Raw genomic sequence first — 24083 nt, 5'->3', positions numbered from 1 at the left:
GGGCGCAGGGGCCGATTCGGCGAAGATGCGCCCGTGGCGGGACACGTCCCCGGCGACATCGTGCCGAGCGCCCCCACAGGTTGTGCGTTCGCCTTAGGCGGTCCCAGATCGGCCCCTCGCGGCGCCTTTCCGCGTCAAAGGATTTGTGAGACGGGCCGTTCATCTATTAGGTAACAGCGGGCGCGCCGCCTCGGGCCGGACCGGGAACACCCGGCCTTGCAGGGCAATGTCGCGGGCCCGAAGGGACCGTTCGGGAACGAGGGACGACATGCAGGGGCAGGACAACGAGCGCGGCTACGAAGAGCTGCGCAAGGTTCGGCGGGAAAGCCGACCGTATTACTGGTTCGTCGGGATCTTCAGCTTCTTCGTAAACATGCTGATGCTGACCGGGCCGCTCTACATGCTTCAGGTCTACGACCGGGTGCTTGGCTCGCGCTCGATCGCGACGCTCGTCGCGCTGTCGGTGCTGGTGGTCTTCCTTTACGGAATGATGGGCCTTCTGGATTATGTTCGGGGCCGGGTCATGGGCCGCGTCGCCGCGCGCTTCCAGTCGAAGCTCGACACCCGCGTTTTCGACGCCGTGGTCCGCAAGTCCGCGGTCCAGCCCGACCAGCTCTCGGCGACCGGCCTGCGCGATCTCGAGTCGGTGCAGCGTCTCATGTCCTCGCCGGTGCTGATGGCCATCTTCGACATCCCGTGGACCCCGGTCTTCCTGTTCGGGATCATGCTGTTCCACCCGTGGCTCGGCTACCTCGCCATCACCGGCGGCGCGGTCCTGATCGCGATCGCCATCGTAAACCAGTTCGTCTCCCGCAACCCGACGCTCAAGTCCAACGTGCTGACCATGCAGTCCGAGAAGATCTCGGACCAGGTGCGGCAAGAGGCCGAGATGGTCCACGCCCTCGGAATGCGCCGCGCAGCGTTCCTGCGCTGGTCGGACGCCCGCAGGAAGTCGCTGTCGGGCCAGATCGGGTCGGCCGACCTCACCAGCTCGTTCACCACGCTCACCCGCACGCTGCGCCTTCTCCTGCAATCGGCGATGCTGGGCCTGGGCGCATATCTCGTCCTCCAAGGCGAATTGACGCCCGGCGCGATGATCGCGGGCTCGATCCTGATGGGCCGCGCGCTGGCGCCGATCGAACTGGCCATCGGCCAGTGGCCGCTGGTCGAGCGGGCCCGCAAGGGCTGGCACAACCTCGCGCAGCTTCTGTCCGAGGTCCCGCCCGAGCAGCCGCGGACCGCACTGCCCCGTCCGCGCGCCAAGCTCGACGTGCAGCAGCTGACCGTGGTGCCCCCGGGCGAGCAGCAGGCCGCATTGCGGATCGTGTCCTTCAATCTCGAGCCCGGCCAGGCGCTCGGCGTGATCGGGCCCTCGGGCGCGGGCAAGTCGACGCTGGCGCGGGCGCTGACCGGCGTGTGGCGTCCGGCGGGCGGCAAGGTCCGGCTCGACGGCGCGACGCTGGACCAGTACGGCCCGGACGTCCTGGGTGAGCATATCGGCTACCTGCCGCAGCGCGTGACGCTGTTCGACGGCACCATCGCCGAGAACATCTCGCGTCTCAGCCAGGCACCGGACGACGCGGCCATCGTCGAGGCGGCCAAGAAGGCCGCCGCGCACGAGATGATCCTCAAGCTGCCCGACGGCTACAACACCCGCGTCTCGCCCACCGGCGGCAAGCTCTCGGGCGGGCAGATGCAGCGGATCGGTCTCGCCCGCGCCATGTACGGCGACCCGGTCATCCTCGTGCTCGACGAGCCGAACTCGAACCTCGACAACGAGGGCAGCCAGGCCGTGAACCAGGCGATCAAGCGCATGAAGGCAGAGGGCAAGGCCGCCATCATCATGGCCCACCGCCCCGCCGCCATCCAGGAATGCGATGTGCTCCTGATGCTCGAGAACGGCGCCCGCGCCGCCTTCGGGCCGAAGGAAGAGGTGCTCAAGTCCATGGTCAAGAACCACGAGCAGATCCAGAAGACGGCCGCGATGCCGGGAGGTGTGCGATGAGCTCCGAAAACAGCGACTTCCGCCTGCGCGGCCCGATGATCCTCGGGCTTCTTGTCCTGCTGCTGCTGGTTGGCGGCTTCGGGACATGGGCCGCCACCACGAACATCTCGGGCGCCATCATCGCCGGCGGCCAGATCGAGGTGGACCAGAACCGGCAGGTGGTCCAGCACCCCGACGGCGGCGTCGTCTCCGAGATCCTCGTGGACGAGGGCGACGTGGTGGAGGCCGGCGACGTCCTGATCAGGCTCGATCCGACGTTGCTCCTGTCCGAACTGACCGTTGTCGAGGACCAGTATTTCGAACTCATGGCCCGCCGCGCCCGCCTCCAGGCCGAGCGTGACAAGGCCGAGGACATCACCTTCCCCGACGAGGTGCTCGAGGTCGCACAGTCCGACGAAGAGATCGCCGACACCGTCGAGGGCCAGCGCAACCTCTTCCTCGCCCGGAACGACACCACCGCGCGCGAGATCGAACAGCTTCAGAAGCGGGCCCAGCAGACCACCGACCAGATCTCCGGGATCGACTCGCAGCAGGAGGCGCTGACCCGCCAGCTGGAGCTGATCGAAAGCGAGCTGGCCGACCAGCAATCGCTGCTCGACCGTGGCCTCGCGCAGGCGAGCCGCGTGCTGGCCCTTCAGCGCGAAGAGGCCAACCTTTCGGGCCGCGTCGGCGAACTTCGTGCTTCCAAGGCACAGGCCGAGGGGCGCGTGACCGAGATCGAGATCGAACAGCTCAAGCTCGAAACCACGCGCCGCGAGGAGGCGATCACCCAGCTGCGCGACCTGCAATATCGCGAGCGCGAGCTGGCCGAAGAACGCCGCCGCCTGCGCGAACAGCTGTCCCGGCTCGACATCACGGCGCCGGTCGGCGGTGTCGTCTACGGCCTGCAGGTCTACACCCCGCGCTCGGTGATCCGGGCGGCCGACCCGGTGATGTACATCGTGCCGCAGGACCGGCCGCTGATCATCACCGCGCAGGTGCCCCCGATCCACATCGACAAGACATTTGTCGGCCAGGAGGTGACGCTCCGGTTCTCGGCACTCGACCAGCGACAGACGCCGGAACTGTTCGGCAAGGTCACGCAGCTGTCGGCGGACGCGTTCACCAACGAAGAGCGCGGCACCAGCTACTACCGCGCCGAGATCATGCTGAGCGAGGGCCAGATCGACCGCCTGCCCGAGGGTACGACCCTCATTCCCGGCATGCCGGTGGAGGCGTTCATCCGCACCGCCGACCGCACGCCGCTGGCCTACCTGACGAAGCCCTTCACCGACTACTTCGCCAAGGCGTTCCGCGAAAGCTGAGCGCGCCCGGACCGGCCCCCGTCCCGCGGGGCCGGTCCCGACCAGCCGGTGCAGGACCGGCCTTTTCCTCCGACAGTGCCGGAAACCCCTCGCCGCCGCCCGCGCGGCGCTCTAGCGTGTGCCCCGAACCAGAGATCGGAGGCCACATGACCCACGCCATCGAGACCCGCCTGACGGAACTCGGCCACACCCTGCCCGAGGCGCCCGCACCGGCGGCCAACTACGTGCCCTTCGTGCGCTGCGGCGACACGCTCTACGTCTCGGGCCAGATCAGCCAGCGGCCCGACGGGCTCATCACCGGCAAGCTCGGAGAAAGCATGTCGGCCGAGGAGGGCGCCGAGGCCGCGCAGTACTGCGCGCTTTCGCTGCTGGCGCAGGCCAAGGCAGCGCTCGACGGAGACCTGTCGCGACTGAAGCGCGTCGTGAAGCTCGTGGGCTTCGTGAACTCCACGCCGGACTTCATCGACCAGCCAAAAGTGGTGAACGGCGCCTCAGACCTTTTCGGTGAAGTCATGGGCACCGCCGGGGCACATGCCCGCTCGGCCGTTTCGGCCGCGTCCCTTCCGATGGGGGTTGCCGTCGAAATCGAGGCGATCTTCGAGATCGAATGATCCTCGACCCGAGTTTCATCGAGACCCCCCTCGCCCACCGTGCGCTGCACGACGTGGACGACGGGAGGCCCGAAAACAGCCGCGCGGCAATCCGCGCGGCGATCGCGGTGGGCTACGGCGTGGAGATCGACCTGCAACTGGCGGCCTGCGGCACGGCGATGGTCTTTCACGACTACGACCTGCGCCGCCTGACCGAGGCCTCCGGCCCGATCCGCCAGCGCTCGGCCGCGGAGCTCGAGGCCCTTCCCCTGAAAGGCGGCGACGGCGAGGGTATCCCGACCTTCGCGGAGGTGCTGGAGCTGGTCGGCGGCCGGGTTCCGCTGCTTGTCGAGATCAAGGACCAGGATGGCCGCATGGGGCCCAAGGTCGGCCTGCTGGAACACGCCGCCGCGACCGCGCTCGAGGGCTACGACGGCCCCGTCGCTGTGATGTCGTTCAACCCCTCCAGCGTGGCGGCGATGCAGCAGCTTTCGCCCGGCATCGCCCGGGGGCTGACCACATCCGCATTCCGCCCCGACGACTGGCCCACCCTGCCCGAGTCCGTGCGAGCGCGCCTTCGCGCCATCCCGGACGTCGACGCGACCGAGGCCGCCTTCGTCAGCCACGAGGCCGCCGACCTCGGATCGCCCCGGATCGCGGAACTCAAGGCGCAGGGCCTGCCGATCCTGTGCTGGACCATCCGCTCGTCCGAGGAGGAGGCACGATCCCGCGCCGTCGCCGACACCGTGACGTTCGAGGGCTACCGCCCCTGAGCACGGCACCTCTGCCTGCCGCGCGGGCATCTCACAGCGCGTGGCGCGGCGGAACCTCACGGCCCCGCGACCCGTCGGCGCCCCCGGCTTGATCCGGACCGTGCAGGACACACATCCTGCTCCGGAACAGGGAGCCTCCATGAACCGCGAAAGCCCCAGCCGCACGATCTCCGTCACCACGCATCCGACCATCGCCGGTATCGGCCGGGAAACGTGGGACGCCTGCGCCTGCCCCGAAGCGGCGGACGGCGGACGCCCACACGATCCGTTCACCACCTACCGCTTCCTCTCGGCGCTCGAAGACAGCGGCTCGGTCGGCAGCGGGACCGGGTGGGACCCGCTCTACCTGACGGCCGAGGTCGACGGCGAGGTGATCGCCTGCGCGCCGCTCTACGCCAAGGGCCACAGCCAGGGCGAATACATCTTCGACCACTCCTGGGCGCACGCGCTGGAACGGGCCGGCCGGCCCTACTACCCGAAGCTTCAGATCGCGGTGCCCTTCACCCCCGCCACCGGACGGCGTTTCCTGACGAAGCCGGGACATGAAACCGTGGGCGCCTCCGCGCTGGTGCAGGGCGCTGTGCAGCTGGCCTCGGAGAACGAGTTGTCGTCGCTGCACATCACGTTCTGCACCGAGGGCGAGGCCATCGCCGGCGAGAAGATGGGCCTGATGCGGCGGGTGACGCAGCAGTTTCACTGGCACAATCGCGGCTACGCCGACTTCGACGCCTTCCTTGCGGACCTCTCGTCGCGCAAGCGCAAGACCATCCGCAAGGAGCGGCGAACGGCGCAGGACTTCGGCGGCGAGATCGAGGTGCTGACCGGCGACGCTCTCCGCCCGGAACACTGGGACGCGTTCTGGCGGTTCTACCAGGACACCGGCGCGCGGAAATGGGGGTCGCCCTACCTGACCCGCGCCTTCTTCGACATCGCGCAGGAGGTGCTCCGCGACGACATCGCGCTGGTCATGGCGCATCGCGATGGACACTACGTGGCCGGGGCGCTGAACTTCATCGGGCGCGAGGCGCTCTATGGCCGCTACTGGGGCTGTACCGAGCATCACCCGTGCCTGCATTTCGAGGCCTGCTACTACCAGGCGATCCAGTTCGCCATCGAGCAAGGTCTCGACCGTGTCGAGGCCGGCGCGCAGGGCGAGCACAAGCTTGCCCGCGGATACCTGCCGGCAGAAACCCATTCGTTGCATTGGGTTGCCGAGGAGGGTTTCGCCGAGGCGGTCGCGCGCTACCTCGCGGCCGAGCGACGGGCCGTGGACGAGGATATCGAGATCCTCACGTCCTACGGTCCCTTCCGGAAAGCGAACGTGGAGGAACAGGAATGAGCGAGAAGCTGAGCGACACCGCCCGAGAAACCATGCTGGCGCCGCTCTTCGAGACCGGCTGGGCCATGGCCGAGGGGCGCGACGCGATCACCAAGACCTACAAGTTCGAGGATTTCACCGAAGCCTTCGGCTGGATGACCTCGGCCGCGATGTGGGCCGAGAAGTGGGACCACCACCCCGAGTGGTCGAACACCTACAACACCGTCGAGGTCACGCTGACCAGCCATGACGTCGGCGGACTGTCTTCGCGCGACGCCAAGCTCGCGCGGAAGATGGACGCGATCTGAAGACTTTGCTTTGATCGGGAAGGGGCGGTCCGCGCGGCCGCCCCTTTCGCATGTGGGAACGCCGGAGGCGACGCAGTGACTCGGGACGACATCGTCGCGGCCTATCGTGGCTACATCGCCTGCCTGAACGCCCAGGACTGGCCGAACCTTCACCGGTTCGTCGCCGAAGACGTGACCTACAACGGGGCCGTCATCGGCCTCGCGGGCTACCGAGACATGCTCGTCGAAGACTTCGCGGCGATCCCCGACCTGTCCTTCCACATCGAGCGTCTCGCCTGCGACCCACCGCTTGTTGCCGCTGGCCTCGCCTTCGACTGCACGCCGCAGGCTCTGCTTTTCGACATGCCGGTGAACGGCAGGCAGGTGCACTTTACGGAGAACGTCTTCTACGAGTTCGAGGAAGGCCGGATCGCTCGTGTCTGGTCCGTGATCGACAAGGCCGCCATAGACGCCCAGCTTTGAGCGGTTTCGGGATCGGGTAGACGGACGGCGCATCGGGTGTCTGGTCCAAGAGCGCGAGCCGTGGCTAGACCGTTTGCCCAATGACAAACAGCGGACGAAAACGCCCCCGCAGATGACTGCGAGAGCGTGGTGCCTTGGAGTCGGACGCGAAACGCCACCGGTCCGGTCCCGCTGGGCACGGACCGGGGCGGTGTCCGTCTCAGAGCGTTTCGAGCAGGGCCTCGCCTGCCGAGGTGTCGCACTGGCCGGGGTTCTCTTCCTCGTGGAGCGACTTGACCATGCCGTCCTCGACCACCATCGCGTAGCGCTTGGAGCGGTTGATCATGCCCACGGGCGGCGCGGTGAAATCCATGCCGATCGCCTGCGTGAAGCTGCCCTCGGGGTCCGACAGCATGGTCAGCCCCGCCTTGTCCGCGCCGGTCGCCTCGGCCCAGGCCTTGAGCACGAAGACGTCGTTCACCGCGAGGCAGATGATCTCGTCCACGCCCTTCTCGTCGAACTTCTCCTTGGTGCGGATGAAGCTCGGCACGTGGGCCGAGTGACAGGTGGGCGTGAAGGCCCCCGGCACCGCAAAGATCACCACGCGGCGGCCCTTGAGCTTTTCGCCCAGGTCCACGGTCTCGGGTCCGTCCTCGCCCAGCCGCGCCAGCGTCGCGCCCGGCAGCGTATCGCCCTTGGAAATCGGCATGTCAGCTCTCCGTCGATTGTCATTGTATCCGGGCGCCATGTAGGTTGCGCCCGGGAAAGACAATCCGGGGACGAGGCATGGACAGGATCGTGGTCGTGGGCGCAGGCCAGGCCGGCGCATCTCTTTGCGCGCGGCTGAGGGCGAAGGGCTACACCGGTGCACTGACGCTGATCGGCGCGGAGCCGGTGCCGCCCTACCAGCGTCCGCCGCTCTCCAAGGCCTATCTCCTGGGCGAGATGCCGGTCGAACGGCTCTACCTGCGCCCGGAAAGCTTCTACGCAGACCAGGGAATCGATCTGCGCCTCGGCGCGCCTGTGACCGGGATCGACCGTGATTCTCGCACGGTGACGGTGGGCGACGAGGTGCTGCACTGGGACGCGCTGGCGCTGACGACGGGGTCCGCGCCGCGTCGCCTGCCTGCAGCCATCGGCGGCGGTCTCGACGGCGTCGCGACCGTCCGCACACTGGCGGACGTGGACGACATGGCCCCGCGCTTCGCGGAGGGCGCGCGCGTGCTGATCGTGGGCGGCGGCTATATCGGGCTCGAAGCCGCGGCGGTGGCCGCCAAGCGGGGGCTGCATGTCACGCTGGTCGAGATGAACGACCGTATCCTCGGACGGGTGGCAGCGCCCGAGACGGCCGAGGTGCTCCGGACCCTGCACCGCGACGCCGGCGTCGACCTGCGCGAGGGCGTGGGCCTCGATCGGCTGCTCGGAGAGGACCGCGTGGAGGCTGCGCGATTGACCGACGGCACCGAGATCCCCGTGGACTTCGTGATCGCCGGCGTCGGCATCGCCCCTGCGACCGATCTGGCCGAGGCGGCGGGCCTCAAGATGGCCGACGGCATCGCCACCGACGAGATGGGACGCACCTCGGATCCGAACATCTGGGCGGCGGGCGACTGCGCCTCCTTCCCGTGGAACGGTGGCCGCCTGCGGCTGGAAAGCGTGGGGCACGCCATAGACCAGGCCGAGGCGGTGGCCGACAACATGCTGGGCGCGGGCACCCCCTACGTGGCGAAGCCGTGGTTCTGGTCCGACCAGTACGACACCAAGCTGCAGATAGCCGGACTGAACGCCGGGCACGATCGCGTGGTGCGCCGCGCGGGCAAGGCCGGGTCCGTCTCGTTCTGGTACTTCGCCGGCGACCGGCTTCTGGCGGTGGACGCGATGAACGACCCGCGCGCCTACATGGTCGCCAAGCGCCTTATCGAGGCCGGACGCTCTCCGGACCCGGACGCGGTTGCCGACCCCGAAACCGATCTCAAGGAGCTTCTGGCATGAGGATCGTGGCCGGACGTTTCCGGGGACGGCCGCTTGCCGCTGTCGGCAAAGGCGACCCCGGCGGCCATCTGCGGCCGACGACCGACCGAACGCGCGAGGCGCTGTTCAACGTGCTGGAGGGCGGCCGCTTCGGTGATCCGATCGAAGGGGCACGGGTGCTGGACCTTTTCGCCGGGACCGGCGCGCTGGGGCTCGAGGCGCTGTCGCGCGGCGCGGCCCATGTGACGTTCGTGGACAAGGGCCGCGCGGCGCAGGGTCTGCTGCGGCAGAACGTGAAGACACTGGGCGTGGCGGACGAGGTGCGGATCATCGGTCACGACGCCGCTCGCCTGCCCCCGGCCGAAGCAGCGACCACGCTGGTCTTTCTGGACCCGCCTTACGGCAAGGGCCTCGGCGCTCCGGCGCTGGCCGCCGCCCGCGCCGCCGGCTGGGTCGCGCCCGGTGCGCTGGTGGTGTGGGAAGACAGCGCGCCGCAGGACCCGCCCGAGGGGTTCACGCTGCTCGAGACGCGGCGCTACGGCGACACCCACGTCACGCTGTTCGAGGCCGTGGGCTAGACCAGGGGTCTCAGCCGACCTCGCGGCCCGACGCCCTCGCTGCGCGGTGCGACAGCAGGATGTGCGTCATCACCCAGATCGCCGCAAGCCCGCCCGCGATGCCGAGCCCGGACGGACCGAACGCACCAAGGACCGCCCCGCCCACGGCCGATCCGATGGCGGCACCGATGTAGATCGCCGCAGCGTTCAGGGCGAGCACGACGCTCGCTTCATCCGGCGCGATGGCCAGCAGTCGCACCTGCTGCGCGGCCATGAACGACCAGCCGACCAGCGCCCAGACGAAGGCCAGAACCATCACGGCGGCCTCCGGGTAAGGCAGGAAGGAGAACACTGGCATCACCACGATCTGGCACGCGGTCAGGGTGACCAGCGTCCGGATCGCACCCAGACGATCGGCCATCCAGCCGCCCATCAGGTTCCCCAGCACGGCGCCCACGCCATAGATCACCAGCATCAGCGTGATGCCATTGCGCTCCCACCCCATGCTGTCGGCCAGCAAGGGCGTCAGGTAGGTGTAAAGGATGAAGACCGAGGCGAGGAAGGACGAGGTGAACAGCACCGCGCCCATCGCCAGCCCGTCGCGCAGCACGATGCCCAGGTCGGCGAGGCGGACCGGCGCGAAACGTAGGCCCTTGGGCACGCGGGTCCAGACCAGCGCAACGCCGACGACTGCCAGCGCGAGGATCAGCCAGAACGCCACCCGCCAGCCGAAGGTGTAGGCGATGAAGCCGCCCGCGGGCACGCCGGCCACCTGCGCCAGCGTCAGGCCGAACACCACCGCGGCGAGCGCGCGGCCCCGCACCTCGGGACGGCTCAGGGCGGCGGCCACTGCGGCGGAGACGGGCGTGAACATGCCTGCCCCGGCGGCGGCCAGTCCGCGCCCGGCCATCAGGGTCCAGAGCGTCGGCGCCAGCGCGCAGACCAGCATCCCGGCACCGAATACCACGAGGCCCAGCGCCAGCACCCGGCGACGGCCGATCCGGCCCGTGGCCGAGACCAGCAGGGGCGACAGGATCGCGTAGGCGATGGCGTAAACCGTCATCAGCCACCCGGCCTGGCCTCGCGGCACGTCAAAGCCCTGCGCGACCGGGTCCAGAAGCCCGATCACCACGAAGGCGCCCATGCCGATAACGAAGTTGCAGGCCGACAGCGTCCAGATCACGTCGCTGGGCGCGTCCGAGTCCGTGGCCGCCTCTACGGCGGGTGCGGTGTCAGTCATATGTCGGGTGGAACCGGCCCGCCGGGGACAGGGTGAAGATGTCGGCGCCGTCGGAAGTCACGCCGACCGAGTGTTCGAACTGGGCCGAGAGCGACTTGTCGCGGGTCACCGCCGTCCAGTCGTCGGCAAGCACCTTTGTCTCGGGGCGGCCAAGGTTCACCATCGGCTCGATGGTAAAGAACATGCCTTCTTCGAGCACCGGGCCGGTGCCTGCGCGGCCGTAGTGCAGCACGTTCGGCGGTGCGTGGAACACGCGGCCCAGACCGTGCCCGCAGAAATCGCGGACCACCGACATGCGCTGGCTTTCGACATAGGCCTGGATGGCGTGGCCGATGTCACCGAAGGTGTTGCCGGGTTTCACGGTCTCGATTCCCACCATCAGCGAGTCGTGGGTCACCTGAATCAGGCGCTCGGCCTTGCGGCTCAGCTTGCCGGCCACGTACATGCGGCTGGTGTCGCCATACCAACCATCGACAATCACGGTGATGTCGATGTTGAGGATGTCGCCATCCTTCAGCGTCTTGGGCCCGGGAATGCCGTGGCAGACCACGTGGTTCACGCTGATGCAGGTGGCGTGCTGGTAGCCCTTGTAGCCGATCGTGGCCGAGGTCGCGCCCTCTTCCTCGATCCGGGCACGGATGTAGTCGTCGATCGCCGCGGTGGTCTGGCCCGGCCACACGTGTTCGGCCGCCTCGTCCAGCAGCTGGGCGGCCAGTTTGCCGGCGGCGTGCATGCCCGCGTAGTCGCCGGGCTCGTAGATGCGGATGCCGTCACGCGTGAGACGGCCACGTGTCTCTTCGTTCAAACCGAACCACCTTTACGTTTCGCCGCGGAAGATAGTGCGAGAGACCGCCGAATGCCACCCCTTCGCTGCAGTGCAGCTTGACAGGTTCAGGGGTCGGTGAACGGCAAGGGGGCACCAAGCCCGATTCCCGCGGGCGAGATCGCGCAGCCCACGGCCAGCGCCTCCACCCCCGCTGCCCGGGCGGCCCGGAAGCGGTCCGCGTAGGCCGGGTCGATGTCCGCGGCGAGCGTCACGCGCTCGGCATCGGTGCGCTGCACGAGGTAGAGCATCACCGCCCGCGCCCCGGATCCCGCCATCGCCGCCAGTTCGTCGAGATGCCGCGCCCCGCGGGCCGTCACGCTGTCGGGAAATTCCGCAACGCCGGGCGTCCGCGACAGCGTGACCGACTTCACCTCGACCCACGCCTCCGCGCGGTCGGCCCCGGTCAGCAGGAAGTCCGCGCGGCTCTTCTCGCCGTAGCGAACCTCGGGGCGCACGGTGTCGTAGCCCTCGAGCCCGGCAATGGCGCCGGCCTCGAGCCCTGCGCGCACGACCCGGTTCGCCGCTCCGGTATCGACACCGGTGAAGTGACCGTCCGCATGTTCGACCAGCTTCCAGGCCCACTTGAGCTTGCGCTTCGGGTCGTCGTTCGGCTCCAGCCAGATGCGGGAGCCCGGCGTAGCCAACCCCATCATCGAGCCGGGATTGGCGCAGTGGGCCGTCACCTCGCGGCCATCGTCCAGCGTCGCGTCCGCGAGGAACCGCTTGTATCGGCGGATCAGGGTCGCCGGAACCAGTGGGGTTTGAAAGCGCATGGGCCGGGCCTATACCTCTGCCCAGACCGCGCGTGAAGGAGAACCGCAATGCCCAACCCGACCGCCGCAATGCTCGTGATCGGGGACGAGATCCTCTCGGGACGCACGCGGGATGCCAATCTTCACCACCTCTCGCAACAGTTCACCGCCGCCGGGATCGACCTGAAGGAGGCGCGGATCGTCAGCGACGACCACGACGCCATCGTCGCCGCTGTCGACGCGCTGCGCGAGACCCACGACATCCTCGTGACCTCGGGCGGGATCGGGCCCACGCATGACGACATCACCGCCGATGCGGTCGCCGCGGCCTTCGGTGTCCACATCGACGTGCGCGAGGACGCCAAGGCGTTGATGGAGGCGCATTACGCCAAGACCGGGCGCGAGCTGAACGAGGCGCGGCTGCGCATGGCCCGCATCCCCGACGGCGCCGAGCTGATCGAGAACGACGTCTCGGCCGCGCCGGGCTTCCGGATCGGCAACGTCTACGTCATGGCCGGCGTGCCGTCGGTGTTCACCTCGATGCTCGACCGGGTGCTGCCGACGCTGAATGCGGGCACGCCACTGATGTCGCAGTCGATCCGGGTGGAGCGTGCCGAGGGCGACATCGCCGGCCCGCTGCGCGATCTCGCGCGCGAGTTCGATGACCTCGCTTTCGGATCGTATCCGTTCAGCGAGAACGGCGTCTACGGTGCGAACGTGGTGGTCCGGGGGACCGACAGCGCCCGCCTGAACGAGGCGGCGACACGGCTGCACGCGCTCTTTTCATGACCGATCCCGACGCCGCCGCGTGGCTCGAGGCGGCCGAGGCGACGTGGCCGGCCGCCGCCCGCCACCACAGCCCGGGCTTCGTCCTGCGCGAGGGGCGTGGAGGCGGGCAGCGCGTGTCCGCCGCGACCGCTCGCGATGGCTGGAGCGAGGCCGACATTCCCGCCGCCGAGGCGGGGATGCGCGCGCTTGGGCAGTCTCCGCTGTTCCAGGTCCGGGGTGGGGAAGACGCGCTCGACGTCGCGCTCGAGGCCCGGGGCTACGCGAAGAAGGACCTGGTCACGATCCTCGCCGCGCCGGTCGCGCTGCTTGCCGACATCGCCATCCCGCGCGTCACCGTGTTCGCGTTGTGGGAACCGCTGGCGATCCAGCGCGAGCTCTGGGCCGCGGCCGGTGTCGGCGCGGACCGCCTCGCGGTGATGGAGCGCGCGGCGTCCCCCAAGACCGCCCTCCTCGGGCGCCTCACCGACAAGCCCGCCGGCGCCGGCTTCTGCGCGATCTCGGACGGGCGCGCGGTGTTGCACGCGCTGGAGATCGCCCCGGACTTCCGCCGTGCGGGACTGGGGCGGCTGATGACCGCCGCAGCCGCGCACTGGGCAGCCGGGGAAGGCGCGCGCTCGATCGGCGCGCTCTGTGTCGACGCGAACGCGGCCGCCGTCGCGCTATATGGGAGCCTTGGGTTCACGCCGGTGGCCCGGTATCACTATCGCACGGCCCCGCTCGCCGCCTGACCTGACCGAGGACGCCATGGCCCAAGACCACCGACCCACCGCGCTCGACCTGCCGCCGGTCGATCCGCTGCCGCCAGAGACGCAGCGCTATTTCGACATCTGCGTGGAAAAGCTGGGCATGGTGCCGAACGTGCTGCGTGCACATGCCTTCTCGATCGAGAAGCTGAACGCCTTCACCGGCCTATACGACGAACTGATGCTGGCGGACTCGGGCCTGACCAAGCTCGAGCGGGAGATGATCGCGGTCGTCGTCAGCTCGTGGAACCGGTGCTTCTACTGCCTTGTCGCGCACGGCGCGGCGGTGCGGCACCTGTCCGGCGACCCGAAGCTGGGTGAGGCGCTGGTGATGAACTGGCGTGTCGCGGATCTCGATGCCCGCACCCGCGCGATGCTGGCCTTCGCCGAGAAGATGACCCGGGCCTCTGCCGAGGTTGACGAAGCTGACCGCGAAGGCCTGCGCGGCGTGGGCTTCTCGGAGAGAGATATCTGGGACATCGCCAACGTCGCGGGCTTCTTCAACATGACGAACCGGGTCGCCTCGGCGACCGCGATGGTCCCGAATGACGCCTACCACGCGCAGGCGCGCTAGCGCCGCCGTCCTTCTGTGCGCCGCGCTGGCTTCGGGTCCCGCCCCGGCGCTCGACCTGCCGTTGCCCTCCGGCGCGCAGCGCACCGCCGAGACGGTTGAGCCCGCCACGAGCTGGCGCCTGCCGATCGGCCCGTGGGACGGCAGCCGCGTGCCCGCGACGCGGATCGACGGCACAGTGACCCGCCGCGCCTGGCGGATCGGCGGGCGCGACCTGACCACGCTGCAAATCCTCAAGCCCCTGCGCGCGGCGCTGGAAAACGCCGGATGGGACGTGGTGTTCGACTGCGAGGCACGCGCCTGCGGCGGGTTCGACTTCCGCTTCGCTCTCGACACCCTGCCGGCGCCCGAGATGTACGTTGATCTCACCGACTTCCGCTGGCTGTCGGCCGAGGGAGCGGACGGCGACGCCGCGCTCGGCCTTCTGGTCAGCCGCGACGGCGCGACAGGCTACGTGCAGGCGACGCTGACCGGGGCGGACGACGCCGCGGGGCTGGACGTGATTGCGGGCGGAGCGCCGCCCGATCCCGCCACCGCGATGCCGGGACCGCCCGCGCCGCAAGCGGCCGACGCGGCCCCCGAAGACCTCGTCGGGCGCCTGACCGCCAACGGCCACGCGATCCTGTCCGACGTCACCTTCGCCAGTGGCGCATCGTCGCTGGGGTCGGGGCCCGTGGCTTCTCTCGACGCGCTGGCCGAATTCCTCGAAGGCCGGCCGGACACGCGGCTTCTGCTGGTCGGGCATACCGACGCGACGGGCTCTCTCGATGCGAACCGCGCCGTGTCGCGCGCTCGTGCCGAATCGGCCGCGGCCTACCTGCGCGACCGTCACGGCCTCGACCCCGCCCGGATCGAGAGCGCCGGGGCCGGCTACCTTGCCCCCGTCGCGTCCAACCTCGACGCGACCGGCCGAACCGAAAATCGCCGCATAGAGGCGGTGTTACTGCCCGCCGGGTGACCCTGGGTCCGTCGCCCGAGCGCATCGTCCCGGCGCACCGGATCCGCCCCCGAAAAGAACCGCTTTCGAAACGTGACATTCGGGCGTAGGAAATCTGATCAAACGATTTGAGGCCCTGCCATGAAAGACGACAACTTCCTGAAGGAGAACAACGCGCGACACCTGTGGCACCCGATGGGCCACCCCGGCGCCGCGCAGGAAACTCCGCCGCGGATCATTTCGGGCGCCGAGGGCGTGCGGATCACCGACATCGACGGGCATTCGGCCATCGACGCGGTCGGCGGCCTGTGGTGCGTGAACCTCGGCTACTCGAACGACCGGGTGAAGCAGGCGATCTCCGACCAGCTGTCGGTCCTGCCCTATTACTCCGCGTTCGCGGGGACCTCGAACCCCACCGCCATCGAGGCGTCCGAGCGGGTCCGCGCCTTCTTCGCCGAGGACGGCATGGCGCGCGTCTTCTTCACTTCGGGCGGGTCGGATTCGGTCGACGTGGCACTGCGACTCGCGCGGCAGTATCACCGCCTGCGCGGCGAGCCGACGCGGACCAAGTTCCTGTCGCTCAAGAAGGGCTACCACGGCACCCATTTCGGCGGCGCCAGCGTCAACGGCAACCCGCGCTTCCGCCACGGCTACGAGCCGCTGCTCCCGGGCTGCTTCCACCTTCCCGCGCCCTACACCTATCGCAACCCGTTCGACGAGACCGACCCGGCAGCTCTCGCGCAGCGCATCGCCGCCGCGATGGAGGACGAGATGGCGTTCCAGGGCGCCGACACCATCGCCGCACTGATTGTCGAGCCGATCCTCGGCGCCGGCGGCGTGATCGTCCCGCACGAGACGTTCTTCCCGCTGATGCGCGACATCTGTGACCGCCACGGCATCCTGATGATCTCGGACGAGGTCATCACCGGCTTCGGTCGTACCGGCGACTGGTCCGGGGCGCGTCACTGGGGCGTGCAGCCCGACATGATGACCACCGCCAAGGGCATCAGCTCGGGCTACTTCCCGGTCGGCGCCACGCTGGTCAACGAGAAGGTCGCCGAGGTGTTCGAGGGTGCCGATGCGGACGGTGCGATCTACACCGGCTACACTTACTCGGCCCACCCGGTCGGCGCGGCGGCGGTCGTCGCGACGCTGGACGAAACCGTGCGTCTGGACCTGAAGACCAACGCGGCGGCACGCGGCGCGCAGCTTTACGAGGGCTGCCTGAAGCTCGCCGAGAAGTACGACATCGTCGGCGACGTGCGCGGCGGCCACGGTCTGATGACCGGGGTCGAGCTGGTGTCGGATCGCGACGCCAAGACGCCGATGGACGCGGCGACCATGAAGCGCATCCACGACGCCGCCTGGGAAGCCGGCGCCATGGTCCGGCTGGGGATGCACAACATCCTGATGTCGCCGCCGCTGACCATCACCGAGGACGAGGTGAACACCGTGCTCGGCGCGCTCGACGCGGGCTTCTCGGTGGCCTGAGCCTCGTAGAGCCGGACACCTTCGCCGAATGGAAAGGGCCGGACGCCACATGGCGCCCGGCCCTTCTTTCTGACAGACGGGTCGCTCAGTGCTTGACCGGTCGGATCTCCCCGCTCTTGAGGCGGGCCGAGTAGCTCCGCAGTTCCTTCCGCACCAGCGGCATCAGGAAGTAGAGGCCCAGCACGTTGAAGATCGCCATCGAGAACAGCGCCGCATCCGAGAACGCGATCACCGGATCGAGCGACACTGCCGCGCCGACGATGACGAAGAAGCAGAAGATCAGCTTGAAGATCAGCTCCTTCGTCTTTCCCTCGCCGAACAGGAAGGTCCACGCCTTCAGGCCGTAATAGGACCACGACAGCATTGTCGAGAAGGCGAACAGCACCACCGCGATCGACAGAACCACCGGGAACCACGAGAACGCGGTTGCGAAGGCGTCCGAGGTCAGCGCCACGCCGGACGACCCGGTCTGTGTGACGATCTGTCCGTTCTCGGTGACGAAGAGGCCGGTCTCGGGATCGACCACGAGCTGGTCCGAGATGATGATGACGAGCGCCGTCATGGTGCAGATCACCACCGTGTCGATGAAGGGCTCGAGCAACGCGACGAAGCCCTCGGTCACCGGCTCCTTGGTCTTGACCGCCGAATGCGCGATCGCCGCCGAGCCGATGCCCGCCTCGTTCGAGAACGCGGCGCGGCGGAAACCCTGGATCAGCGCGCCGACCATGCCGCCCGCGACCCCGAGGCCGGTGAACGCGCCTTCGAAGATACGGGCGAACGCGGTGCCGACCTGGTCGATGTTGGCAAGGATGATGACCAGAGCGGCCAGCACGTAGAGGATGCCCATGAAGGGCACGACCTTCTCGGTCACCTTGGCGATGGACTTGATGCCGCCCACGATCACGATGAACACCACGGTGGCGAAGATGACGCCCGTGATCCAGCCCGGGAAGTCACCCACCACGCCCGCGATCTGCTGGTGCGCCTGGTTGGCCTGGAACATGTTGCCGCCGCCCAGTGCGCCCAGGATCGTGAAGATCGAGAACCCCACCGCGAGGATCATGCCCCCGGGCAGGCCACGCTCTTCGAAGCCGCGGGTCAGGTAGTACATCGGCCCGCCCGAGACGCGGCCGTCGGGGAACTCGTTGCGGTACTTCACGCCCAGAGTGCACTCGGTGAACTTGGTCGCCATGCCCAGAAGGCCCGCGAGGATCATCCAGAATGTCGCACCCGGTCCGCCGATCCCCACGGCAACCGCCACGCCCGCGATGTTGCCGAGGCCCACTGTGCCCGACAGCGCCGTCGCCAGCGCCTGGAAGTGGCTGACCTCGCCCGCGTCGTTGGGATCAGAGTAGTCGCCCTTCACCAGCTTGATCGCGTGACCGACCCAGCGGAACTGCACGAAGCCGAAGTAGAACGAGAACACGAAGGCGCCGATCACCAGCCAGCCCACGATCCACGGGATGTTGGTGCCGGGCAGGCTCGCGAAGATGAGGTTCACGTACCAGCCGGTCGCGTTCTCGAAGGCGGCGTTCACCGCGGCATCGATGGACTGGGCCGCCGCGGGAAGCGCGCTGGCGACGAACGCGGCCAGCGCCGCGAGGAATGCATGAAAGAGGCGCATGGGCATCGCCCTCCTGTCGTGGTTGGCGTTTCTGTCAGGGGACGATGGTGCAGGGCAGCGGGGCGATCTGCACGAGAGAGCCGGCGGTGGAGCCGAACATCCGCGACGCGAGACCACCGTTGCCGTCGCGGCCGACGACGATCTGCGTGGCCCCGGTCTCGCCGGCCAGCGCGCAGAGCTTCTCGGCCGAGTGGCCGTAGGCGATCATGGTCTCGACCTTGAGGCCGGTGGAGGCCAGCCGCTCGCGGACCGGCGCGATCACGGCATCCTCGGCGCGGCGCAGTTCGTCGCGGCGGCGGGCATGGCGCTCCTCGATCTCTTCCTTGGTGAGGAACGAGTAGGGGGACCATTCGAGGACGTGGGCGATGACGAGGCTTGCATCCTGCGCGCGGGCGGCGGCGGCGGCGAAATCGACGGCCCGGCGCGCTGCCGGGGAGCCGTCGTATCCGACGATCAGTTTTCCGGGCATGGCGGCTCCTTGCAATGTCTGGTTGTGCATTCAGCCTACGCGATCCGAGCCATGCGTCGAGTCTTACGTCATATTTTCGTCAAATCAGCGGGGTCCGGCCCCCTTCTCTGAGCAGAAAGACGTCGCGATTCAGGATCAGCGCCGCGCAGAGCGGCGCCCCACGGCCCGCGCCACCATCGAGATTCGCTCGGTTTCCGCGATGTACCGGCCCCTCGGCCGAGGTGTGTCCGTGCACCACGAAGCGCCCGTGATCGCGCCGGTCGTCGAGGAACGCCGCCCGGATATGCACGAGGTCGTCGGGCTCCTGCTCGGCGACGGGCACATCCGGCCGCACTCCCGCGTGGACGAAGATCTGCGCGGCGGTCTCGTGCAGCAGCGGCAGGCCGGCAAGGAAGCTCCGGTGGGCCTGCGGCACCGCGGCGCGGGCATCGGCCCTGATGTCGGCGAGCGGCCGACCATGGGTGGCGACCCCGTAGGAGGCGAGCGTGTCCTTGCCCCCGACGCTGTCGCTCAGCCACCGCCGCGCATCGGCCCAGCTGAGGCCCTCGGGGTCGAGGAAGTCGCGGAAATAGATGTCGTGGTTACCGGCGAGCGCGATCCACGGCCGCCCCGCCGCCTGCCCGTCGATCAGCACCTGCAACACGCCGCGGCTGTCGGGCCCGCGGTCGACGTAGTCCCCGAGGAACACCACCGGGGCGCCAGCCTCGGGGTCGCGGGCGATCAGGCCCAGCACGCGCTCCATCTCGGCGCGCTGGCCGTGGATGTCGCCGATGGCGAAGATCGGGTCCATGGGGTCTCCTGTCCGTGCCGCCGCGCGGCGGGCGAGGCTCCGCGGGACGGCGGGCGGGGCGATGGCGTCAGCCGAGCGGCGTCCCGGCGTCCCCGTCAGGCGGCGAGCGCGGCCTCCGCCGCGGCGGCCACGCGCAGGATCCGGGCCTCGCCCATCGCGGTGCCCATCAGCGACAGCCCGCAGCTCGGACGCCCGGTGGGCAGCGTCACCGCCGCCAGCCCCATCAGGTTGCCGATCCGCGTGTTGCGCAGGGTCAGCAGGTTCTCGGTGACGTAGTACTCGTCCTCTTCCATCAACCGGTCGACCTTGGGCGGCAGGTTCGGCGTGGTCGGGCACAGCACGGCGTCGAACCCGGCCATGCGCGCGGCCCACGCGATGCGCGCCGCCTCCAGCCTGCGCCACGCGGCCACGTAGACGCCGCCGGGCACCTTGGCGCCCGCCTCGAACCGCTCGCGGATCGGGCGGAACATCGCATCGCCGCGCGCCGTGATCTCCTCGCCCCAGATGCCCCAGGCCTCGGTGGTGTAGAGCACGCCCGCCTCTCCCATCGGCCCCTCGATCTCGGGCGCCGACACCTCGACGATCTCGGCCCCCGCCGCCCGCAGCCGGTCGAGCGCCTCGTCATAAGCCGCCGCCGGCTCGGGGCGCAGGTCGTCCTCGGCGATGGTGGTCAGCCGCGCGAATCGGCGTCCGCGCAGATCGCCCGCACCAGCGAGGTCCGTCGGGCGGGCGCCCTCCAGCGCGCCCAGCATCAGCGCCGCATCCGCCACGCTGCGACAGAGCGGCCCGACCGTGTCGAACTTCGCCGCCAGCGGCACCGTGCCCGCGAGCGAGAGCCGCCCGGCCGTGGTCTTGAGGCCCACGAGGTCGTTCCAGGCCGAGGGCACCCGCACCGATCCGCCAGTGTCCGAGCCCACCGCCGCGGCGGCCAGCCCAAAGGCCACGGACGCCGCTGCGCCCGAGGACGACCCGCCCGACACCGCGTCAGCATCGTTCACGCTGGGCGGTGTCGCGGTCACCGGGTTCAGGCCGAGCCCCGAAAACGCCAGTTCCGACATGTGCGTCTTGCCGAGGCCCACGAGGCCCATCGCCCGACCAACCGTCAGCACCTTGGCGTCGCGCTCGGGCATCCGGCCCTTCAGCAGGCCCGATCCCGCCTCGGTCGCCGTGCCCACCGTGTCGAAGAGGTCCTTCCAGCTGACCGGTACGCCGTCGAGCGGCGAGCGCCGGGCTCCGGCGCGGGCCCGGTCGCGCGCGGCTTCGGCCTCGGCGCGTCCGGTCTCGAGCGTCAGGCGGGCGTAAATGCGGTCACGCAACTCGTGCGTCTCGATCGCGGCGGCGTAGGTTTCGAACAGCTCCACCGGGTCGATCTCGCCCGCGGCGATGCCCTGCCCAAGGGCACCCGCCTCCATCCATCGCCAGTCTTCCATGCCGTCCTCCGCTGTGGTGCCGCGTTTTCCAAGGCGTAGCGGCGCCGCGCCTCATGGACAATGCCGCGCCGCGCGCCATAGTCGCGGCCATGCGCTTCGATACCGATATCGCCGTCGTCGGCGGCGGCCTGAACGGCCTCACCCTCGCCCTCGCCCTTGCGCGCGGGCCGCTCCACGTCACCGTGATCGACACACGGCCCGCCGAGGCCGGCCGCGCGCCGGATTTCGACGGGCGGTCGTATGCGCTGGCCAACGCCTCCGCGCGGCTCCTGCGGAACCTCGGGCTGTGGGACACGCTGCATGGCGACGCGCAGCCGATCAACGAGATCAAGGTCAGCGACGGCCGCGTCGGCGACGGTGCCGCGCTTCTCGGGCTCCACTTCGCCTCTGCCGAGATCGAGGAAGGCCCGATGGGCCAGATGGTCGAGGATCGCCACCTGCGCGCAGCACTGCTCGACGCGGTCGGCGCCAATGACCGGATCGACCATCGTGCGCCCGCGACGGTGACGGCACAGGACATGGACGACCACGGCGCCACCCTGACGCTGGCCGACGGCGGAAGCCTCCGCGCCCGCCTCGTCATCGGCGCAGACGGCCGCGCGAGCGGCATGGCCGCGCGGGCGGGGATCCGGCGGACCGGCTGGCCCTACCGTCAATCCGCGCTGGTCTGTGCCATCGCCCACGAAAAGCCGCACCACGGCACAGCCCACCAGCTCTTCCTGCCCGCGGGGCCGCTGGCGATCCTGCCGCTGAAGGGCAACCGCTCTTCCATCGTCTGGACCGAGCGCACCGGCCTCGCCGAGGAGATCGCGGCGCTGCCCGAAGCCGATTACCTTCATGTCCTGCGCCCGCGCTTCGGGGACTTCCTCGGCCGGATCGAGTTGGCGGGGGCCCGCTACACCTACCCTCTGTCGCTGTCGCTGGCCGACCGCCTGGCCGCGCCACGGCTGGCGCTTGTGGGCGACGCCGCGCACGGGGTGCATCCCATCGCCGGGCAGGGACTCAACGCGGGGCTCAAGGATGTGGCCGCGCTGGCGCAGGTGCTCGAGGAGGCACGGCGGCGCGGCGAGGACATCGGAGCCGCGGATGTGCTCGAGCGCTATGCCCGCTGGCGGCGCTTCGACACGGCGACGCTGGCGACGGCCACCGACCTCTTCAATCGACTGTTCTCGTCCGACCGCCCCGGCCTGCGCCTCCTGCGCGACGCTGGGATGCGGGCGGTTCAAGCCGCGCCCGGCCTGCGGCGCAACTTCATCCGCGAGGCCGCCGGCCTGACCGGCGACCTGCCGGACCTGATGCGGGGCTAGGGCCTTCGGAGCAATGACGCGGAAAGATCGCCGTGCCCCGCTCCGCGAGACATTCCGCTACACCCAATGACCACGGCGCGCGCCTCGTCCGAGCCGCGCGCCGGGTCTTTTCCACCCCTCCGCTCAGCGAATGCGCTGGCCGTTGGCCCGGACGTGGCCCTCTTCCGTCACCTCGATGGTGGTGGTCAGGGTGTCCTCCCCGTCGCCCGGCACCGCGAACATCGACAGCATCATGCGCGCCCCCATGGCCTCGTCCTGACCGACGATCCCCATGGACACCAGCGTGTCGAGCAGCGCCGTCGCCCCCGACAGCGTCAGCGTGGCCGAGCCCTCGGGCGCCGGCATCCCGTCGAAGGTCTCGAGGTCATCCTCATCGAAGGTGAATGAGCCCTCGCCGGTCAGCTCGGCCCCCGCGGCACTGACCTGCAGTTCCGCGATCTCCAGCGTGTCGAGCGTACCGGGCGCGCGGCCCTCCGCCTGCATCGCCTCGATCGCCTCGGTGTCGAACATGTTGACCTCGGGCGTGGCCGTGCCCGTCAACTCGAGCGCCACGGTCGCGGGATCGCGCGGCAGCGCCTCGTCCGGATCGATCATCGACCAGAGCATCTCGGAGGCCGTGACACCGCGCAGGGCGAGCGCGAGCGAGAAGTCCTGCGGTGCGTCCGACGGCATCACCGGCACCTGCAGCGTGGTCCGCATTTCCTCGGCTTCCGCCGTGAACGGGATCGGCAGGTCACCCATGGTGATCGCGTAGGCCATGCCCTCGGCCCGCACGTCGTAGGACAGCCCGTCCTCGCCCAGCGACAGCGACAGGCTGCCGCCGTTCGACGCCGTGCGGCCCGAGCTGGTGCCACTGGCGTCCTGTCCGGTGAACTCGGTCTCGCCATCGGAATAGGTCATGTCGAAGCCGACGCGGAAGCCGTCGTCGAGAAGGGCCGCCATCTCGTCGGCCCCGCCCTCTTCGGGCAGCGCCGAATCGGCGGTGATCCGGACGTCCTGCGCCCGCCCCGACAGCGCGAACCGGTCGATTGCCGTGTCCTGGTCGTCCTCCGTCGTGGGGGCGTCTGCGCCTTCGGCATCATCTTCCTCCGCGGGCTCCGCAAACGCGAGATCGTAGGTCATCCGCGCGGCCTCGACGGTCTGCGCGATTTCCTGCCCGCCGTCCCCCGCGGTCGCGATCAAGGTACGCCCGGACATCTCCTCGAGCGCCACGGTGGCCGCGGCATCCTCCCGCGACACCGGCGCGCCATCGCGCACGAGCTCGGCCAGCCGCACCGAGGCCGCATCAGCCGTGTAGTCCCAGACCATGTCGTCGGGCGTGCCCGACACCGCGATGTCGAGCGCGGTCTGCATGATCTCGAACCGCACGGCTTCGACGTCGTCGTCCTCCATGCCGCTGATCTCGGCGGGGATGCTGCCCGGCAGGACCACCGACACGGTGCCGTCGCCCGCGTCCTCGAACAGGATCTCGTCCACAGTCACGGCCAGCACGCCACCCGTCTCGTCCGGAGCCTCCATCCGCAGGGTCACGTCCGACACCCGCAGGTCGCCGCCGGTCTCGGCTTCCTCGGCGGTGACCTCGTAGCCCGAGCGGACGAGATAGTCGCGAAACATCGACCAGACCTCGCCGGGCGCGACATCGGCAAAGACCGCCTGCGGAGCGGTGAGACAGGCGAGCGCGAGGCCGGCGGTACGGCCCGCGTGCGGGAAGGAGCGGATCATCGAAAGGTCCTTTCGGAACGTCTTGGGCGCCGATGGCGCGGTCCGGCGAAGCGTGGTCCGCGCCCCGGCGGCGGTCAAGAGGGTGGACCGCCCCGCCGCGCGGCCTTACCTCGGAGCGGGACAGC

24 protein-coding genes are annotated in these 24083 nt (G+C 69.5%); 15 read left to right on the top strand and 9 right to left on the bottom strand.

Translation table 11 applies throughout. From position 1 onward, the window contains the following. Positions 1 to 268 precede the first annotated feature (268 nt). The 7 genes from BMX29_RS10690 (at position 269) to BMX29_RS10660 (ending at position 6760) form a co-directional block, all read left to right on the top strand. Positions 269 to 2005: a type I secretion system permease/ATPase gene (locus tag BMX29_RS10690; RefSeq protein ID WP_092812570.1), complete on the top strand. Its 1737-nt coding sequence runs from the start codon at positions 269 to 271 to the stop codon at positions 2003 to 2005. Beyond that, entirely contained in the window at positions 2002 to 3309 is a 1308-nt protein-coding gene (locus BMX29_RS10685; RefSeq protein WP_092812567.1) for an HlyD family type I secretion periplasmic adaptor subunit, read from the top strand. The genes BMX29_RS10690 and BMX29_RS10685 overlap by 4 nt, the downstream gene beginning before the upstream one ends. 146 nt (positions 3310 to 3455) lie before the next feature. Further along, positions 3456 to 3920 (top strand): RidA family protein, encoded by a 465-nt coding sequence (locus BMX29_RS10680; protein ID WP_092812564.1) that lies wholly within the window; start codon positions 3456 to 3458, stop codon positions 3918 to 3920. Next, complete coding sequence (locus BMX29_RS10675) at positions 3917 to 4672, top strand: glycerophosphodiester phosphodiesterase family protein (protein ID WP_092812562.1); 756 nt, start codon at positions 3917 to 3919, stop codon at positions 4670 to 4672. The genes BMX29_RS10680 and BMX29_RS10675 overlap by 4 nt, the downstream gene beginning before the upstream one ends. 139 nt (positions 4673 to 4811) lie before the next feature. Next, positions 4812 to 6011 carry a GNAT family N-acetyltransferase gene (locus tag BMX29_RS10670; protein ID WP_092812561.1) on the top strand — a complete coding sequence of 400 codons (1200 nt, stop codon included), beginning with the start codon at positions 4812 to 4814 and terminating at the stop codon, positions 6009 to 6011. Further along, positions 6008 to 6298 (top strand): 4a-hydroxytetrahydrobiopterin dehydratase, encoded by a 291-nt coding sequence (locus tag BMX29_RS10665; RefSeq protein WP_043845100.1) that lies wholly within the window; start codon positions 6008 to 6010, stop codon positions 6296 to 6298. The genes BMX29_RS10670 and BMX29_RS10665 overlap by 4 nt, the downstream gene beginning before the upstream one ends. A gap of 75 nt (positions 6299 to 6373) precedes the next feature. Next, positions 6374 to 6760, top strand: coding sequence for an ester cyclase (locus BMX29_RS10660; RefSeq protein WP_043845102.1), 387 nt, complete (start codon positions 6374 to 6376; stop codon positions 6758 to 6760). Between the two features lie 199 nt (positions 6761 to 6959). On the opposite strand, the gene BMX29_RS10655 is transcribed toward BMX29_RS10660, so the two are convergent. Next, complete coding sequence (locus tag BMX29_RS10655) at positions 6960 to 7448, bottom strand: peroxiredoxin (protein ID WP_043845103.1); 489 nt, start codon at positions 7446 to 7448, stop codon at positions 6960 to 6962. Positions 7449 to 7525: 77 nt separating this feature from the next. On the opposite strand from BMX29_RS10655, the gene BMX29_RS10650 reads away from it, so the two are divergent. Both BMX29_RS10650 and rsmD read left to right on the top strand, forming a co-directional pair. Continuing rightward, on the top strand, positions 7526 to 8731 hold the full coding sequence (locus BMX29_RS10650) for an NAD(P)/FAD-dependent oxidoreductase (protein ID WP_092812559.1): 1206 nt from the start codon (positions 7526 to 7528) through the stop codon (positions 8729 to 8731). Further along, positions 8728 to 9288, top strand: a complete 561-nt coding sequence (rsmD, locus tag BMX29_RS10645) for a 16S rRNA (guanine(966)-N(2))-methyltransferase RsmD (protein ID WP_092812558.1) — start codon at positions 8728 to 8730, stop codon at positions 9286 to 9288. Before BMX29_RS10650 ends, rsmD begins: the two co-directional genes overlap by 4 nt. Positions 9289 to 9298: 10 nt before the next feature. On the opposite strand, the gene BMX29_RS10640 is transcribed toward rsmD, so the two are convergent. The 3 genes from BMX29_RS10640 to sfsA all read right to left on the bottom strand — a co-directional run bounded on the left by BMX29_RS10640 (position 9299) and on the right by sfsA (position 12106). Continuing rightward, complete coding sequence (locus BMX29_RS10640) at positions 9299 to 10507, bottom strand: MFS transporter (protein ID WP_092812556.1); 1209 nt, start codon at positions 10505 to 10507, stop codon at positions 9299 to 9301. Beyond that, complete coding sequence (gene map / locus BMX29_RS10635; protein WP_043845109.1) at positions 10500 to 11312, bottom strand: type I methionyl aminopeptidase; 813 nt, start codon at positions 11310 to 11312, stop codon at positions 10500 to 10502. The genes BMX29_RS10640 and map overlap by 8 nt, the downstream gene beginning before the upstream one ends. A gap of 86 nt (positions 11313 to 11398) precedes the next feature. Further along, entirely contained in the window at positions 11399 to 12106 is a 708-nt protein-coding gene (sfsA, locus tag BMX29_RS10630; RefSeq protein WP_092812554.1) for a DNA/RNA nuclease SfsA, read from the bottom strand. A gap of 48 nt (positions 12107 to 12154) precedes the next feature. On the opposite strand from sfsA, the gene BMX29_RS10625 reads away from it, so the two are divergent. The 5 genes from BMX29_RS10625 to BMX29_RS10605 all read left to right on the top strand — a co-directional run bounded on the left by BMX29_RS10625 (position 12155) and on the right by BMX29_RS10605 (position 16616). Continuing rightward, positions 12155 to 12874 carry a competence/damage-inducible protein A gene (locus BMX29_RS10625; protein ID WP_092812552.1) on the top strand — a complete coding sequence of 240 codons (720 nt, stop codon included), beginning with the start codon at positions 12155 to 12157 and terminating at the stop codon, positions 12872 to 12874. Further along, positions 12871 to 13602, top strand: a complete 732-nt coding sequence (locus BMX29_RS10620; RefSeq protein WP_092812550.1) for a GNAT family N-acetyltransferase — start codon at positions 12871 to 12873, stop codon at positions 13600 to 13602. Before BMX29_RS10625 ends, BMX29_RS10620 begins: the two co-directional genes overlap by 4 nt. 16 nt (positions 13603 to 13618) lie before the next feature. Further along, positions 13619 to 14191 carry a peroxidase-related enzyme gene (locus tag BMX29_RS10615; RefSeq protein WP_092812549.1) on the top strand — a complete coding sequence of 191 codons (573 nt, stop codon included), beginning with the start codon at positions 13619 to 13621 and terminating at the stop codon, positions 14189 to 14191. Then, positions 14163 to 15146: an OmpA family protein gene (locus BMX29_RS10610; RefSeq protein WP_092812547.1), complete on the top strand. Its 984-nt coding sequence runs from the start codon at positions 14163 to 14165 to the stop codon at positions 15144 to 15146. Before BMX29_RS10615 ends, BMX29_RS10610 begins: the two co-directional genes overlap by 29 nt. A 120-nt stretch (positions 15147 to 15266) precedes the next feature. Then, positions 15267 to 16616, top strand: coding sequence for an aminotransferase class III-fold pyridoxal phosphate-dependent enzyme (locus BMX29_RS10605; RefSeq protein ID WP_092812545.1), 1350 nt, complete (start codon positions 15267 to 15269; stop codon positions 16614 to 16616). Positions 16617 to 16701: 85 nt separating this feature from the next. Here the strand turns inward: BMX29_RS10605 and BMX29_RS10600 are convergent, their stop codons facing one another. From BMX29_RS10600 to BMX29_RS10585, 4 genes are all read right to left on the bottom strand, one after another. After that, on the bottom strand, positions 16702 to 18240 hold the full coding sequence (locus tag BMX29_RS10600) for an alanine/glycine:cation symporter family protein (protein WP_092812772.1): 1539 nt from the start codon (positions 18238 to 18240) through the stop codon (positions 16702 to 16704). A gap of 34 nt (positions 18241 to 18274) precedes the next feature. Then, positions 18275 to 18709: a universal stress protein gene (locus tag BMX29_RS10595; protein WP_043845119.1), complete on the bottom strand. Its 435-nt coding sequence runs from the start codon at positions 18707 to 18709 to the stop codon at positions 18275 to 18277. Positions 18710 to 18788: 79 nt separating this feature from the next. Next, positions 18789 to 19499 carry a metallophosphoesterase gene (locus BMX29_RS10590; protein ID WP_092812543.1) on the bottom strand — a complete coding sequence of 237 codons (711 nt, stop codon included), beginning with the start codon at positions 19497 to 19499 and terminating at the stop codon, positions 18789 to 18791. 95 nt (positions 19500 to 19594) lie between these two features. Continuing rightward, positions 19595 to 20929 (bottom strand): amidase, encoded by a 1335-nt coding sequence (locus BMX29_RS10585; protein ID WP_092812541.1) that lies wholly within the window; start codon positions 20927 to 20929, stop codon positions 19595 to 19597. 53 nt (positions 20930 to 20982) lie between these two features. Here BMX29_RS10585 and BMX29_RS10580 point away from each other — a divergent pair, with 53 nt between their 5' ends. Next, on the top strand, positions 20983 to 22236 hold the full coding sequence (locus BMX29_RS10580) for a UbiH/UbiF/VisC/COQ6 family ubiquinone biosynthesis hydroxylase (RefSeq protein WP_244889211.1): 1254 nt from the start codon (positions 20983 to 20985) through the stop codon (positions 22234 to 22236). Between the two features lie 123 nt (positions 22237 to 22359). On the opposite strand, the gene BMX29_RS10575 is transcribed toward BMX29_RS10580, so the two are convergent. After that, a complete protein-coding gene (locus BMX29_RS10575) occupies positions 22360 to 23958 on the bottom strand; it encodes a DUF2125 domain-containing protein (protein ID WP_092812539.1) in 1599 nt (532 codons plus the stop codon). Between the last annotated feature and the right edge of the window lie 125 nt (positions 23959 to 24083).

Source organism: Roseivivax marinus, assembly GCF_900109705.1.
GTDB lineage: Bacteria > Pseudomonadota > Alphaproteobacteria > Rhodobacterales > Rhodobacteraceae > Roseivivax > Roseivivax marinus.
The sequence above is the reverse complement of the archived record's forward strand: the minus strand, read 5'-3'. Positions and strand labels throughout refer to the sequence as shown.